This is a genomic window from Streptomyces megasporus (genome assembly GCF_000718985.1).
In the GTDB taxonomy this organism is placed as follows: domain Bacteria; phylum Actinomycetota; class Actinomycetes; order Streptomycetales; family Streptomycetaceae; genus Streptomyces; species Streptomyces megasporus.
The window spans coordinates 102,696-117,178 of the sequence record NZ_JODL01000013.1 but is presented as its reverse complement, the minus strand read 5'-3'; the positions used below and the strand labels follow the sequence as shown (position 1 = coordinate 117,178).

General features: G+C 72.1%; 11 protein-coding genes. All 11 read right to left on the bottom strand.

The window, feature by feature from the left end; genetic code table 11:
- Positions 1-113: 113 nt before the first annotated feature.
- Positions 114-2,459: a non-ribosomal peptide synthetase gene (locus tag IF47_RS0113590; RefSeq protein ID WP_031509004.1), complete on the bottom strand. Its 2,346-nt coding sequence runs from the start codon at positions 2,457-2,459 to the stop codon at positions 114-116.
- 162 nt (positions 2,460-2,621) lie between these two features.
- On the bottom strand, positions 2,622-3,731 hold the full coding sequence (locus IF47_RS0113585; RefSeq protein WP_031509003.1) for a 3-deoxy-7-phosphoheptulonate synthase: 1,110 nt from the start codon (positions 3,729-3,731) through the stop codon (positions 2,622-2,624).
- Between the two features lie 73 nt (positions 3,732-3,804).
- On the bottom strand, positions 3,805-4,827 hold the full coding sequence (locus tag IF47_RS0113580; protein ID WP_031509002.1) for a ketoacyl-ACP synthase III family protein: 1,023 nt from the start codon (positions 4,825-4,827) through the stop codon (positions 3,805-3,807).
- 88 nt (positions 4,828-4,915) lie between these two features.
- On the bottom strand, positions 4,916-6,877 hold the full coding sequence (locus IF47_RS0113575) for an anthranilate synthase family protein (protein ID WP_031509001.1): 1,962 nt from the start codon (positions 6,875-6,877) through the stop codon (positions 4,916-4,918).
- The gene (locus IF47_RS0113570) at positions 6,874-7,536 is read right to left on the bottom strand and encodes an isochorismatase family protein (protein ID WP_031509000.1); all 663 of its coding nucleotides are present in this window, start codon (positions 7,534-7,536) and stop codon (positions 6,874-6,876) included. The genes IF47_RS0113575 and IF47_RS0113570 overlap by 4 nt, the downstream gene beginning before the upstream one ends.
- Positions 7,537-7,577: 41 nt before the next feature.
- Positions 7,578-8,348, bottom strand: a complete 771-nt coding sequence (locus IF47_RS0113565; protein ID WP_031508999.1) for a 2,3-dihydro-2,3-dihydroxybenzoate dehydrogenase — start codon at positions 8,346-8,348, stop codon at positions 7,578-7,580.
- Positions 8,345-9,889 carry an amidohydrolase family protein gene (locus tag IF47_RS0113560; RefSeq protein ID WP_031508998.1) on the bottom strand — a complete coding sequence of 515 codons (1,545 nt, stop codon included), beginning with the start codon at positions 9,887-9,889 and terminating at the stop codon, positions 8,345-8,347. The genes IF47_RS0113565 and IF47_RS0113560 overlap by 4 nt, the downstream gene beginning before the upstream one ends.
- Positions 9,889-10,179, bottom strand: a complete 291-nt coding sequence (locus IF47_RS0113555; RefSeq protein WP_031508997.1) for a phosphopantetheine-binding protein — start codon at positions 10,177-10,179, stop codon at positions 9,889-9,891. The genes IF47_RS0113560 and IF47_RS0113555 overlap by 1 nt, the downstream gene beginning before the upstream one ends.
- A 6-nt stretch (positions 10,180-10,185) precedes the next feature.
- Positions 10,186-11,916: a (2,3-dihydroxybenzoyl)adenylate synthase gene (locus IF47_RS0113550; protein ID WP_211257209.1), complete on the bottom strand. Its 1,731-nt coding sequence runs from the start codon at positions 11,914-11,916 to the stop codon at positions 10,186-10,188.
- The gene (locus tag IF47_RS0113545; RefSeq protein ID WP_031508995.1) at positions 11,916-12,986 is read right to left on the bottom strand and encodes a ketoacyl-ACP synthase III family protein; all 1,071 of its coding nucleotides are present in this window, start codon (positions 12,984-12,986) and stop codon (positions 11,916-11,918) included. The genes IF47_RS0113550 and IF47_RS0113545 overlap by 1 nt, the downstream gene beginning before the upstream one ends.
- On the bottom strand, positions 12,983-14,329 hold the full coding sequence (locus tag IF47_RS0113540; RefSeq protein WP_031508994.1) for a salicylate synthase: 1,347 nt from the start codon (positions 14,327-14,329) through the stop codon (positions 12,983-12,985). The genes IF47_RS0113545 and IF47_RS0113540 overlap by 4 nt, the downstream gene beginning before the upstream one ends.
- Between the last annotated feature and the right edge of the window lie 154 nt (positions 14,330-14,483).

The window sequence follows — 14,483 nt, the reverse complement described above, 5'->3', positions numbered from 1 at the left end:
CGCCGTGCCCGTGACCCGGCCCGACAGCGACCGCGCGGCAGCGGCCCCCACGTCACGGCGCGGGAGCCACTGCCGCGGACGCGCCACCGCGACGGGCGGGGAGATCGGCCGGTTCAGGCGGCGGCGACGGTACGGGCGACCAGTCCGGCCATCTTCTCCACGGTCGGCTCGTCGAAGAGGTCGACCATCTCCAACTCCACCCCGTACAGTTCGCGGACCAACTCGGCCAGCCGGGCCGCCCGCAGGGAGTCGCCGCCCAGGTCGAAGAAGTTGTCGAGCACCCCGACCCCGTCCAGTTCGAGGACCTTCGCCCACAGCCCGTGCAGCGACTCCTCCAGAGCGCCGGACGGAGCCTGGTAGGCGGTGTCGACGTGCGGGCGGGAGCGCGGCGGCTCCGGCAGCGCGGCACGGTCGATCTTGCCGTTGGTACTGGTGGGCAGCCCGCCGATGACATAGGCCGCGGGGACCATGAAGGACGGCAGCCGCCGGCCGAGATCGTGGCGGATGGCCCGCACCGAGGGCGCCGCGCCGGCGTCGGGCTCGATGTACGCGGTGAGCTGCACATCGCCCTGCCCGTCCTGCCGGGCGAGCACCGCGGCCTGCCGAACGCCGGGCAGTGTGGTCAGGACGACCTCGATCTCACCGAGGTGAACCCGGTTGCCGCGCACCTTGACCTGGTTGTCCGTGCGGCCGACGATCTCGATACTGCCGTCCGGCCAGTACCGGGCGAGATCGCCGGTGCGGTACATGACCGGGTGCCGGGCCGGGTCGATCGGATTGGTGATCCACTTCTCCGCGGTGGCCTCGGGGCGGCCCAGATAACCGGCCGAGAGGCTTACGCCGGCGACGCAGAGTTCGCCGACCAGCCCCGGCGGCAGCGGGCGGAAGTCCTCGTCGAGGACATAGATGGTGACGTTGGTGGTGGGTCGGCCGATCGGGGGCAGCCGACGGGCCCGGCCCTCCTCGCCAAGCCGTTCGCCCAGTTCGGTGATGTCACAGGCGGCGACCACGGTCGCCTCGGCGGAGCCGTACAGGTTGATCAGCCGGAACGGCAGGCCGGCCGGCGGCCAGGACTGGATGCGCTCGCCGCAGACCCGGATGTTCTCCAGCGGTGTGCCCTCGGGCCACTCCAGACGCCACAGCCGCTCGGCCATCGGCTTCATCAGGAGGGTGGTGGTGATGCCCTCGCGCAGGAACCATTCCTGGAGGCGGTACTCGGAGGCGACCACGGAGACGTCCGGGATGTGCACGGTGCCGCCGACGGCGAGCACCGGGAAGCACTCGACCTCGATCATTCCGTAGCCGGGGGCCGCGAGCCAGGTGCCCTGGGAGGCACTGGTCATGCCGCACAGCTCGCTCATGCTGTGGATCAGGTTGCGGGCCGCTCCGAAGCGGACCATGACGGCCTTGGGGGCGCCGGTGGAGCCGGAGGTGTAGCAGATGTGGATCAGGTCGTCCGCGCTCACGGACTCGCCGACCTCGGTGACCGGCTCGGTGCGCCAGTCCTCGGTGTCCAGGGACAGGACCGGGGCGAGACCCGCCACCTTCGGCTCGTGGGCGGCCAGGGTCAGCACGGCGGCGGCCGAGGCGTCCTCGATCATGTAACGGATGCGCTCCGCCGGGAAATCACTGTCCAGCAGGATCGCCGCGCAGGCCAGCTTGAAGCAGGCCAGTTGGGCGATCAGGCTCTCCGCGCCGCGCGGGAAGCAGACGCCGATCCGGTCGCCGGGCCGCACTCCGCGGCCGGCCAGCCGGTGGGCGAGCTGGTTGGCCTGCTCGTCGAGCTCGCGGTATGTCAGCCGGGCGCCGGGCAGGACCACGGCGAGGGCGTCGGGGGTGCGCCGGGCGTGCTCCGCGACCAGCTCGTGGAAGAAGGGCCGCGGGACCGGTCCCGCGGTGTCGTTCCACTCCACCAGGGTGCGGTGGGTCTCCTCCTCGGTGAGCAGGGCGATGTCGCGCACGGTGCTCTCGGGCGCGGCGGTCAGCGCGGCGAGCACCAGCTCCAGGTGGCGAGCGTACTGGTCGGCGGCCTGGGCATCGAACTCGTCGGCGTTCAGGACGAGTTCGAAGGTCTTCTCGGAGAGGGAGACGGACAGGGTCAGAGCGGCGAGCGCCTCGCCGGACCGGCCGGTGGTGGTCACCGCGGCGTGCGCCGGGCGCCCGGCGGGGGCCGCGGCGCCGGCCTGCGCGGCGGCGTGGACGAGCTGCGCGGCCGTGGTGTCGCCGGTCACCCTTATCGCGGTGGACTCGCACGAATGCGGGTGTCGCTGCCGGTCGATCAGGGGTTCCGTCTCTCCCGTGTAGCGGTGCACGAGCGCGGCCAGCGCGGCCGTCGCGTACTCCTCGGGACGTGCCATGGCGGACGCTGGGACGGTGAGGGTGCGCCGGTGCGTCGCGGCGGTCCGCGCACCGTCGAGAACGCGGGCCAGGGGCAGGGTCGAACTCGTGTTGATTGCCACGGTGCTGATTCCTCTCTGGATGTTCACGAAGTCGGATGGCCGGGGGGAGCCCGGGGGCCGGGGGGAGCCCGGGGGCCGGGGCGCCGGCGGAGGGCGCCGCGCGGAGGGGTGCGCGCGGCGGTGGGGGCCCGCCGTGGGGGTGCCGGCGACGGGTGCCGGCTGTCAGTTCCGGGGCGCCGGGGTGAGCGCCGCGCGGCGGGCGGCGACCGCGGAGGCGAGGTCCTCGAGCATTCGGACGGTCTGCGCCCAGCCCACGCAGGCGTCGGTGACGCTCTGTCCGTAGGTGAGCGGGTCGGGACGGCCGGTCTTGAGGTCCTGCCGGCCCGCGGCCAGGAAGCTCTCGATCATGACACCGACGACACCCTGCTCACCGGCGGCGATACGTCGGGCGATGTCGCCGATCACCAGGGGTTGGCGCTCGTGGTCCTTGTTGCTGTTGCCGTGGCTGGCGTCGACGATCAGCCGCTGCGGCAGCCCGGCGGCGGCCAGTTGCGTCAGGACCGCGGAGACCGACCCGGCCTGGTAGTTGGGGCCGTTGCTGCCGCCGCGCAGCACCACATGGCCGCCGGGGTTTCCCTCGGTGCTGACCACGGTGGCCCTGCCGTCGTCGCCGATGCCGGGGTACACGTGCGGGTGCGAGGCGGAGACGATGGCGTCGACCGCGTCCTCGACGCTGCCGTCGGTGGCGTTCTTGAAGCCGATCGGCATGTCGAGGCCGCTGGTGACCTGGCGGTGCACCTGGCTCTGTACGGTACGGGCGCCGATGCACCCCCAGGAGACGGCGTCGGCGAGATAGTGCGGGACGAGCGGGTCGAGAAGCTCGCAGGCGACCGGCAGGCCGGTGCCCGCGATCTGGGCCATCAGTCCACGGGCCAGCCTCAGGCCGCTGGGCAGGTCCTGCGAGCCGTCGAGCCGGGGGTCGCTGAGCAGTCCCTTCCAGCCGACCCGGGTGCGGGGTTTCTCGACGTACACCCGCATGACGACCAGGAGACGGTCCTGGAGCTCGGCGGCGAGCGCGGAGAGCCGCTCGGCGTAGGTGAGGGCGGCGTCCGGGTCGTGGACGGAGCACGGGCCCGCGATGACGACCAGTCGGTCGTCCTGGCCGGCGAGCACCCGGGCGAGTTCGATGCGGGCTTTCCGGGTGGTCTTGCGGGCGAGGGGCGGAAGCGGGATCTCCTCGCGGAGCTCGGCGGGGGTGGGCAGCCGGACGGCGGCCGGGGCGCCGGAGAACGTGTCGGCGGGGGCGGTGGCCGGGATGCGGACGAGGCTCATCTGCGTATGTCCCTTCATGATGCGGAGGCGGATGCGGAGGCGGGGTACGGGGGAAGGGCGGGGCGGTGTGAGGTCAGATCCCGTCGGCGGTGAGGACCGCGGCGGAGAAGGTGAAGCCCATGCCGGTGCCGATCACGAGAATCCGGTCCCCGGGGCTCAGCAGGTCGTTCCTCAGCAGGTGGTCGAGGCCGTACAACTGGTCGCACGGGCCGAGGTGGCCGATGGTCAGCCCGAGTTCGTGCAGGGAGTTGCGTGGTGTGATGTCGAGGTGGCGCACGAAGCTCTCGCGGTGCAGGGTCCGGCCGACGAAGGGGGTCACCAGCCAGTCGACGCCGTCCGGTGCCACGTCCGCCTCGTCGAGAGCGCGGCCGACGACGCTACGGGTGCGCTCCACCGACCTGTTCTGCACGTCGCGCAGTGACACCTCGCCGGTGGCGAGGAACTCGCGGGTCCTGCGGCGCATGTCCGGCTGCTCGACGGGCGCGGCGCGGAAGGGCTCGGCACCGCGGGACAGACCTTCCAGGACGGTGTCGGTCTCGCTGACCAGGGAGCGCAGGCGGAGCCTGCCGGCGTCGCGGGTGACCACCGCGGCGGCGGCCCCGTCGCCGAAGACCATGCCGGGCGAGGTGTACCAACGGTTGCTCGGCGGCGCGAAGCGGTCCGCGAGGGTGATCAGGGCGGAAGGCACGTCGGGTCGGGCGATGAGGGTCGAGGCGGCGACGTCGAGCGAGGCGAGCGAGCCGTTGGACCAGGCGGCGACCGTCATCGGCATGCTGTTGAGGACGGGTCCGAGCAGTTCGCGGGCGATCCAGCAGGCCGCGGGCCACAGGTCGATGCCCTGGAAGTGGCCGTGGCTGTGCAGGAGGAGAGAGTCCGGATCGATCCGCGCGTCCTTCGCGCCGGCTTCCTTGATCGCCTGCCGTCCCGCTGTGACCGCCATCTCCGGCGGTGCCTCGGCCGAGCGGGAGTAGCTGATCATGCCGGTGCCGGCGGCGGCGTCGGCCGAGTAGGAGCCGTCGGCCACGGCCTCCTCCACCGGCACGGATTCACCCAGGGTGCCTCCGGTACCGGCGATCCAGATGTTGTCGAAGCGCATCGGGCAGGTCCTTTCCCGGGTGGACGCCGGTGGGCGCGGTGGAGGCGGCCGACGGGTGCGGCCCGAACCTCCGTTACCGGCTATGACGTTATGCAGGTAGCGTGGCGGGGGCAACGGCCTCCCGATAAAGCTCCGTTACCTCTCCGAGCACCCCGGAGAGGAGTTCGGCGAGCAGCTCGCCGCCGCGCCGGGTCAGCACCGATGCGGGGTGGAACTGCACCGAGGCGAACCCCGGACCGCGCAGGGCGTGTACCTCGCCCGTCTCCTCACGGAACACCCGGACCCGCCCCGGGCGGGCCGGACAGTCGATCAGGTCCCGTGCGGCGTGGGCGGCGAAGGTGTTGTAGAAGCCGACCGGTTCGTCGCGGCCGAAGCAGTCGATGTGGCGCTGGAGCCCCTGGGCGGGCGTGGGGTGCCGTACGAGCGGGAGCCCGAGCAGGCTGCTCAGCACCTGGTGCCCCAGGCAGACGGAGAGGAACGGGATGCCCCGGTCCAGGAGTTCGGTGGTCACCTGTCGCATCCGGGCGATCTTGGGGTCGTCCGTGTCCCTCGGGTCCCCCGGCCCCGGCCCGACGATGACGAGGTCGTGCGCGTCGAGCCGGAACTCCTCGTCGTGGCGCTTCACCACGATCCGCAGCCCCTGGGCCTCCAGGAGGTGGCGGGCCATCGCGGTGAAGGTGTCCTCGGCGTCGATCACCAGCACCCGCCGACCGGCGAGAGCGGGCACCGGGCGGCCGCGGTCCGCGGGCGGCAGGAACCAGAAGTCGGCCAGCGGCTCGTTGCGTGCGGCCAGCGCCCGTAGCACGTCGGGATGCGTCGCGAGGCCGGCCACCGGACCGGGGCCCGCTGGGTCGCCCGTCGGGGAGCGCAGCGTCTCGATGAGTCCGGCCGCCTTGGCCCGGGTCTCCGCGGCCTCGCCCGCCGGGTCGGAGTCGCGTACCAGGGTCGCGCCCACCTGGATTCGCACCTGCCCGGCCGGATCGATCTCGGCCGTACGGATGAGGATGGCCGAGTCCATGGTGCGGGCGCCGTGCTCGTCCCGGCCGATCAGCGCGGCGACACCGGCGTAGTGGCCACGGCCTTCCGGCTCGTGACGGCCGATCACCTCGCAGGCGCTCTCCAGCGGGCCGCCGGTGACGGTGGGTGCGAACAGGGTCTCCCGGAGGATGTCCCGTACGTCCAGGGAACTGTGGCCCTCGATGAGGTACTCGGTGTGGGCGAGTCTGGCCATCTGCTTGAGGGCGGGACCGATGACCCGTCCACCCAGGTCGCAGATCCGGCCCATCATCTTGAGCTCCTCGTCGAGCACCATGTAGAGCTCGTTGGCCTCCTTGGGGTCGGCGAGGAAGTCGAGCACACCGGCCAGGTCGGGACCGTCCGCCGGATAGCGGTACGTCCCGCTGATCGGGTTCATCACGACCCGGCCCGCGTCCAGACTGATGTGGCGCTCCGGGGAGGCTCCCACGAAGGTGCGGTTCCCGGTGTGGACGACGAACGTCCAGTAGCCGCCGGGGTCGCGGCCGGCCAGACGTCGGAAGAACGACAGCGCGGTGTGCGCCGACCAGTCGGCGATCCGCGCGGTGAAGGACCGCTTGATGACGAAGTTGGCCCCGGCTCCCCGGCCGATCTCCTCGGTGAGCACCCGCCGCACCCGGGCCGCGTACTCGTCGTCGTCGGCGTCGAAGGCCCCCTCCGCCATGTTGATCGGGACGTCGGGCAGCGCCTGAAGCACCTCGTCGAGCGGCAGGACGGCCTGATCGTCGACGGTCATCGTCAGCAGTGGCGCCCCGTCGTCGGGACAGGCGTAGCCACGCTCGCGGATCTGCCGGTAGGGCAGCAGCGCGAGGACCTCGTGCCTGGCGGCGGTTCCCGGAGCCGTGCCGTCCGGTTCCTCGGCGCGCAGCGGGATGTCGGCGATCAGCTCCCGCTCGGCGGTCCGGCCGACGATCAGGTCGATCAGGTCGGGTCCGGTGGCTCCGGGCCGGTGCAGCAGGGCGAACGGTGGCGGATCGGCTCCGAGCACCCGGGCGAGCAGCGGATGGGGACTCATCGCGCACTTCCGTCCAGCGCGGCCAGGACCGCGCGGGTGGAGACGGTGACCGAGCAGCGGGAGGCGACGTACTCCAGCGTCTCGCGGTGGCGGTCGGCGGAGAAGTCGGCGATCGCGTCGCCCACCACGAAGGTCTGGATGTCGTGGGAGAAACCCTCGTGAGCGGTCATCAGGATGCCGACGTGGGCATAGACGCCGCAGATCACCAACTGGTCGCGGCCGGTGCGGCGCAGCAGGGCGAGCAGATCGGTACGGCAGAAGGCGCTGGGCCGCCACTTGGTGAACACCTGGTCGTCGGGGGCGGGCGCGATCCGCTCGGGGATGGCGCGGTGGTCCGGGTCCGCGCTCATTCCGGCGCCCCAGAAGTCCTTGAGCAGTCCGCGCTGTTCGTCCGACATGCCGCCGGGCTGGGCGGTGTAGACGACCGGCGCCCCGGCCTCCGCGAACGCCCCGCGGAGCGCCGCGGTGTGGTCCATCAGGTCGGTCAGCGGTTGACGGCCCTCGTCCGGGCCGCCGTACCCGAAGGGGCTGAGGAAGTAGTTCTGCAAGTCGTGGACGAGCAGGACGGCGCGATCGGGGTCGACCACCCAGTGCGCGGTGTTGCGCGGCAAATCGTCCTCGGTCGGCATGGGATAGGGGTCGATCAGAGGGATCGTCATCGTGGCTCCAAGAGGGATGGAAGGAAGGGGAAAGGCGTGGCTCAGACGCCGAGCGCGGCACCGCCGTCCACTGTCAGGCTGTGCAGGGTGATGTGCGCGGCCCGGTCGGAGAGCAGGAAGAGCACAGCGTGCGCGATGTCCTCGGGCCGGGCGATCCTGCCGAGTGGAATGCCCACGCGGTACGTACCGGGCGAGCCCTCCACGGAGGGGCCGACCGCGTCGCCGTCCGCGTGCATCGAGGCGAGCATCGGCGTCTCGGTGGAGCCGGGGGCGACCACGTTGCAGCGGATGCCGAACCGGGCCAGTTCGAGCCCCAGCGTCTTGGTGAAACTGGTGGCCGCGGCCTTCGACGCGGCGTAGGCCGCCATGCTCCAGCGCGGAACGCACGCGGCGTTCGAGGCGACCGTGACGATCGCCCCGGACCGGCGCGGCACCATGAGGTTGGCGACGGCCCGGCTGACGTGGAAGACGCCGGTCGCGTTGACCGCGAAGGTGGTGTCCCAGTCCTCGTCGCTGAAGCTCGCGACCTCACCGGTGCGCAGCACGCCCGCGGCGTTCACCAGGAAGTCGAGCGGTCCGAGTTCGCGTTCCGTGCGGTCGACCGCGGCGCCCACCTCGTCGCTGGAACGCACGTCCGCGCCCAACTCCAGGACCGCTGCGCCGGCTGTCCGGAGTTCCTTCGCCAGCGGTTCCAGGGCGGCCGGATCGGCGTCGAGCAGCGCGACCCGCGCGCCGTCCGCGGCCAGGGCACGGGCAACCGCCGCCCCGATTCCGCCTGCCGCCCCGGTGACCAGGGCCGTCTTCGCGTTCATCGCCGTTCCTTCCGGCCGGTGGGGAGAGGTGCCATGCCCGTCCGGGCCGGCCGTGGGTCCGCGAGCGTCTCGGTGCGCCGCCGCAGCCGGGCGGCGACGGTGTCGGCGTCCACACCGAGGCAGCGCACGGTGAAGGAACTCAGCGCTTCCAGGTAGTCGGCCTCCAGTGCCTCCTCGTCCGGGCCGGTGGACCGGCCGCCCTCGACCAGGACCCGGCCGGCGACGACCACGGTGTCCACGTCCATGGAGCCGCCCAGGGAGAGAAAGCCCTCCAGCGGGCGGGGGTTGAGCAGGTAGCGCCAGTCGTCGGCCTTGACCAGCAGCAGGTCGGCCTGTTTGCCCGGTTCGAGGCTGCCGATCCGGTCGCTCTGGTCGAGTCCACGGGCGGGCAGCCGGGTCGCCATCGCCAGCGCGTCGGTGGGCAGCACCTCGGTGGGGTCGGCGTACATCTCGTTGTAGACCTGCCACGCGGCGCGCATGGCCTCCGCCATTCCGCCGAGCGGCAGGGCGGCGCCGTCGGTGGACAGCGAGACGTCGAGTCCGGCCCGCCGGAACTCGGGGAACAGCCGGGTCTCGGTGAGGGACGCCTCCCCCGCCGGGCCGTACTTGGCCGGCGAGTGGTTCAGGTGCGCGCCCGCGTCGATCAGCAGGGCCCGCTCGTCGGCGTCGGCGAACGCGCAGTGCACCGCCATGAAGCGCTCGGAGAGCAGCCCGAGGTCGGCGAACCGGCGCACCGGGGTGGAGCCGTGGTACGCGAGCATCACCTCGGCCTCGTTGCGCAGCGCGCCGACGTGCGTGGCGAACGGTACGTCGAAACGGTGTGCCAACTCCGCAAGCCCAAAACCGAGTTCGTCGGTCATGTTGGTGCCGTAGACGGCGGTGGGCCAGGCCCGGACGAGACCGTCGGGGTCAGCCGCGCAGTCGGTCAGGAGCTTCTCGATGCGCTGGAGTTCGCCGTCTGCGTCGCGAGTGCGGCGGAACCGGCTGTCCCCGGGGGCGCACACCGCGTCCGATGCCCAGGTGCTCACGGTGAGGCGCATCCCGAGATCGCGGGCGGCGTGTGCGAGCGCCTCCGGCTTGTTGAGGGATCCGACGTCGCCAAGGGCGGTGACGCCGGAGCGCAACTGGGTCCACATCGAGTAGCGGGCGATGGCGAGCGCCTCGTCGGGCGTGAGGCGGTCCACCTGACCGTGGAAGGCGTCGAAGGTGACGGAGATCTGCGGAACGTCGCCGCCCAGCGCCATGAACACCGGCTTGTCGTCGCGGTCGGAGGCGTGGCGCAGCGCGCCCTTGAAGGGGAAGCGCATGGCGAACATCTCGTGCCAGTGCGGGTTGACGAAGCCGGGCAGGATCATCCGACCTCGGGCGTCGATCGTCCGCAGCCCGGCGCGCTGTCCGGGCCGGATCGCGGCCTCGACCTCCGCGGTCGTGCCGACGCGAATCACCACGCCGTCCTCCGCGAGGACGGCGCCGTCGGGGACGACGCGGTCGGTGGCGTCCGCGGGGTAGAGACAGCCGCCCCTGACCAACAGGGCGCTCATCACGCCACCTCCCCGGTCCGGGCGTTCCAGGCGTCGGTGAGGTGGCGGTGCCAGTCGTCGAGAGTGGGAGCGCCGGCGAGTTCGGCGAACACGGCGGGCAGTCCCTGCCTGCGCCAGCGGGTGGCGAGGCGCATCATCTCCAGGGAACCGAGTCCGAGGTGGACGAGGTGGGCGTCACCGGGGATCGTGTCGGCCTGTACACCGAGCACGTCGGCGATTTCCTGGCGGAGTTCGTCGGCGGAGAGCGGTGAGGTGCGCGGTACGGTACGTGCGGCGCGTGTGCCGGCCATGGCGGTTCACCCTTTCTGTGTGCGGGAGACGGAGGGGAGAGGAACGGCCGGGGTCTCGGACGCGGTGGGGGCGGGCGTCCAGCGGCGCGGCAGGGCGGGGTCCGCGGCAGCCGCCGCTAGCACCTTCTTGTCGATCTTTCCGAGGGGTGTCAGCGGCAGGTCCGGTACGAACTCGGCGCGGTCCGGCAGCTTGTAGTCGGCGAGCCCGCGCGCGTGCAGCGCGGCCTTGAGTTCGGCCAGGGCCGGCGGTCCGGCCTCGCCGTCGCCCTCGCTCCGAGCGTCCTCGTGGTCCGGCCGGGCGACGAGGAAGGCGTAGATCCGTTCGCCGAGGAATTCGTCCGGCACCGGCACCACGGCCGCCGCTACGACTTCCGGGCAGCTCAGCAGGTGGGTCTCCACCTCGCCCGCCGCTACCTTGTCCCCGCCGCGGATGATGACGTCCTTGAGCCGTCCCCGGATGATCAGCCGTCCCTCCGGAGTGAGGGCGGCCAGGTCACCGGTGCGGTAGAAGCCGTCCTCGGTGAACGCTCTGGCATTGTGCTCGGGAGCCCGGTAGTAGCCCCGCAGGGTGTACGGGCCCCGGGTGAGCAGCTCTCCGGTGACTCCGGTCGGCACCTCCGCCCCGCGCTCGTCGACGATCTTCACCTCGTCGGCCGGCGACACCGGCCGCCCCTGGGTGTGCAGGAGGGACTCGACGTCGTCGTCGGGACGGGACATCGTCAAAAGCCCCTCCGCCATGCCGAACACCTGCTGGAGCCGGCAGCCGAGCTCGGGCGTGACCCGTGCGGCCAGCTCCGGTTCGAGTCGGGCCCCGCCGATCTGGAGGACCTTGAGGCTGGACAGGTCCGCGTCGGACCACTCCCGCTCTTCCAGCCAGAGCCTGGCCACGGTGGGCACCACAGAGGTCAGGGTGACGCGCTCGCGCTCGATCAGCCGGAAGCAGTCGTCGGCGGTGGGGTCCTGGGCGAGGACGACGGTGCCGCCGGCCGACAGCGTGCCGATCACTCCGGGGCAGCCCCAGGTGAAGTTGAACTCCACGGGCAGTGCGGCCAGATAGACGTCGTCGGTGGTCAGCCCGGCGAGGGTGGTGACCGTGCGAATCTGGTAGGCGTAGTCGTCGTGGGTACGCGGAATCAGCTTGGGCAGCGCGGTCGTCCCGCCGGAGAGCAGGAAGAAGGCCACGTCGGAGGGGTCGTTGACGGGCAGCTCGGCGGGATCGGCGTCGACCGACTCCAGCGGCACCACCTCGGGCGAGCCGGCCGCCCCCTGAGCGTAGACGTGACGCAGGGCGGGCAGTTCGGCCGCCATTTCCAGGGCGAGCGCGGTGTGGTCGAAGCCCCGGAAGACGCCGGGGACCACGTAACCGGAGGCCCCGGACAGTTCACACAGATGCCGGATCTCGTTCGCCCGGTGCGAGGGGAGTGAGAAAACCGGCTTCGCGCCGACCCGGAACAGCGCGAACGCCACCTCCACGAATGCGGGGACGTTGGGCAACTGGAGGACGATCCGGTCCCCCGGCGCCACTCCCCGGCGGACGAACCCGGCGGCCGTGCGGTCCACGCGGTCGGCCAGTTCGGTGTAGCCGATCCGGCGGTCGCCCGCGACGAGCGCGGTGGCATTGCCGTACGCCTCGGCCCAGGCGCGCGGCAGCGACCCCAGGTCCGTGCCGTTCCACAGCCCCTCACGGCGGTACCGCTCGGCCGTCGCAGCCGGCCAGGGGGTGCATCCTTCGAGCATCACAGGTCTTCCTCCTGTCGTGCGGTGCGGGGCGAGTAGGGCGCGGTGATCTCCACGACCGCGCAGGCGACCTCCATACCGGGGCCCGCCGCGAGCAGCAGCACACGGTCCCCGGGGACGACCTCGCCGCGCGTCCACAGGTGTTCGAGGCCGATGAAGGGGTCCGCGGCGCCGACGTGACCGATGCGGCGGGTGAACTCCCAGGTTCCGTCGGTGACCTCGATGTCCAGCGGATCGAGGTAGATGGTGTGCAAGGCGCCGTCGGAGTATCCGGTGTGGCAGATCCGCGTCACCTTCTCCAGGTCCGTGTCCGCCTCCTCGAGGGCGCGGTCGACGGCCTCGGCGACCACGTCGCCGAGGTGGACCTTCGGCGGCGCCGCTCCCTCGGCCCACTGCCGGCGCCAGTGGTCGCTGCGCTCCTCGAAGTCGAGCGACCGGCCGACGGTGACGCCGGGCGGGAAGAGTTCCTCGCCGCCGCGGTGCAGTTCCTCCATCGACGGGGCGGAGACCGATCCGACCGACAGCAGCCGGGCGAAGCCGTTCCGCCGCGACAGCACAACGGCCGCGCCGCCGTCGGCGAGGAGGAACAGCTTGGAGGAATTCCAGCGGTCCACGAGGGGCGCGGAGAAGTTGTCGGCCGCGGTGAGCAGGACGGCGTCCTGGCCGTCGTCGGTGGTGAGCCGGTGGGCGGCCATCTCCAGGGCCGTCAGCATGGCGAGGCAGCCGGGGCCCACCTGGGCGGCTCCGATCGGGCGGTCCAGGGTGCGGTGCAGGACGTAGTGCGGCGCGGACCAGCCATCGGGCCCCTGGTGGTAGGTCGCGCAGTGCAGCAGCGCGCCGTAGTCGTCGGGCGCGAGTCCGGTGCGGCCCGCCCGGCGCAGGGCCGTTCTCGCCGCCCGTACCGCCATCTCGGGGGCGGGGAGGTCCCCGGCCACCCGTACGGCGAGCATCCCGGACGCGGTACGGTCGGCGTCCTCGTACCAGCCGTGGGCCACGGCGTCCGCGGTGGTCGTCTCCCCGGGCAGCCAACTACCGATGCCGGCGAGGTGGAGTCCGGTGGCCACTCTCATCGCATACCGCCCGCACCGGCCGGGACGAGGTACCGGGCGACGCTGTCGAGCTTCTCGCAGGTCTCCTCGAACTCGCGCTCGGGCGTGGAGTGTTCGACGATGCCGGCGCCTGCCCGCAGCCAGGTGCGCCCGTCCTTGCGGTACGCGCTGCGCAGCACCAGGGCCGCGTCCATCGCGCCCGAGTGGTCGACGGTGAGGACCGCGCCGCTGTAGAGGCCGCGAGACTCCTGCTCGTGCCGGCGTATGGAGGCGTACGCGGCCGACTTCGGCACCCCGGACGCGGTGACGGCGGGGAAGACCGCGCCGAAGGCCTCCCAGGCCTCCCGGCCGGGGGCGAGCTGTCCGGCGACGCGGGAGGCGAGGTGCTGGACGCTGCCGCGCTCGCGGATCGCCATGAACTCCGGGACCTCGACCGAGCCTTCGACGCAGACGTCGACCAGCTCGTCGGCGCCGACCTTGACGGAGATGGCGTGCTCGTAGACCTCCTTCGGAGAACCGAACAGGTCCGCGCGCAGGCCCTCGTCGGTGAGCAGGTCGCCGGTGAGGGCGCGGGTGCCGGCCAGCGGCTGGCTGACGACCTTGCCGTCCTCGGAGACCTGGACGACGATCTCCGGACTGAAGCCGATGGCCTCGGTGCCACCCAGGTTGAGCATGAAGGAGCGGGCCGGGTTGTTGCCGCGGCGGCCGGCGACGTAGGTGCTGGTCAGGTCGATGTCGCCATCGACCTCCACGACCCGGGAAAGGATCACCTTGTGCAGTTCGCCGGCGTTGATCTCGTCGACGGCGAGCCGCACCGCCTCGCGGTACTGGGTGCCGCCGGTGGCGTGCACGTCCAGCGGCCGGGGCTGCCCGCCGACGACGGGAGAGGTGCTGGTGACGGTGTCGAGGAGAGCGTCGAGGGTGGCCTGGTCCGCGGCGCGCAGCAGGGCGTGCCCGGCCTCGAAGCGGACCTCGGCGCGCGGCACGACGAGGTGCATCAGCCGGCCGTCGCCAACGCCTTCCAGGTCGCCGTCCTTGGCGTACGACAGCTCGAAGGCGGCCCAGCCGTAGGCCCGCCAGTACGGCACGGCGACGGTGTCGAGCAGCTCGGACACCAGACGCAGCGGCCGGTCGCCCCAGGGCCGGAAGGCATCCGGGACACCCTCCTGGGTCAGCCGGGCACCCGTGCGGTCCAGCGTCAGCTCGGCACGCACACCGCCGGCGTAGGACCAACTGCCGCCGTTCTCGTAAACGACGTACGACTCGTGCAGCCCGGAATCCGCGAGGCGGGCGGCGAGCAGCAGCGGGTCCTCGGTGAGCCGGAGCCGGGTCTCGAAGTAGTGGCGCGAGGCAGTGGTGCTCATCTGAAGGTCCTCCTCCATATCGATTACCTTCAAAAACGATACGGAGGTAACAGCCGCCGCCCCAGGACCCGTTGATTAGCCCTATTGATCGAAGTGCGAACAGGTACGCCGCCGCGCACCACCATGACCGGCCGGCATCGCCGACGGCGACCGG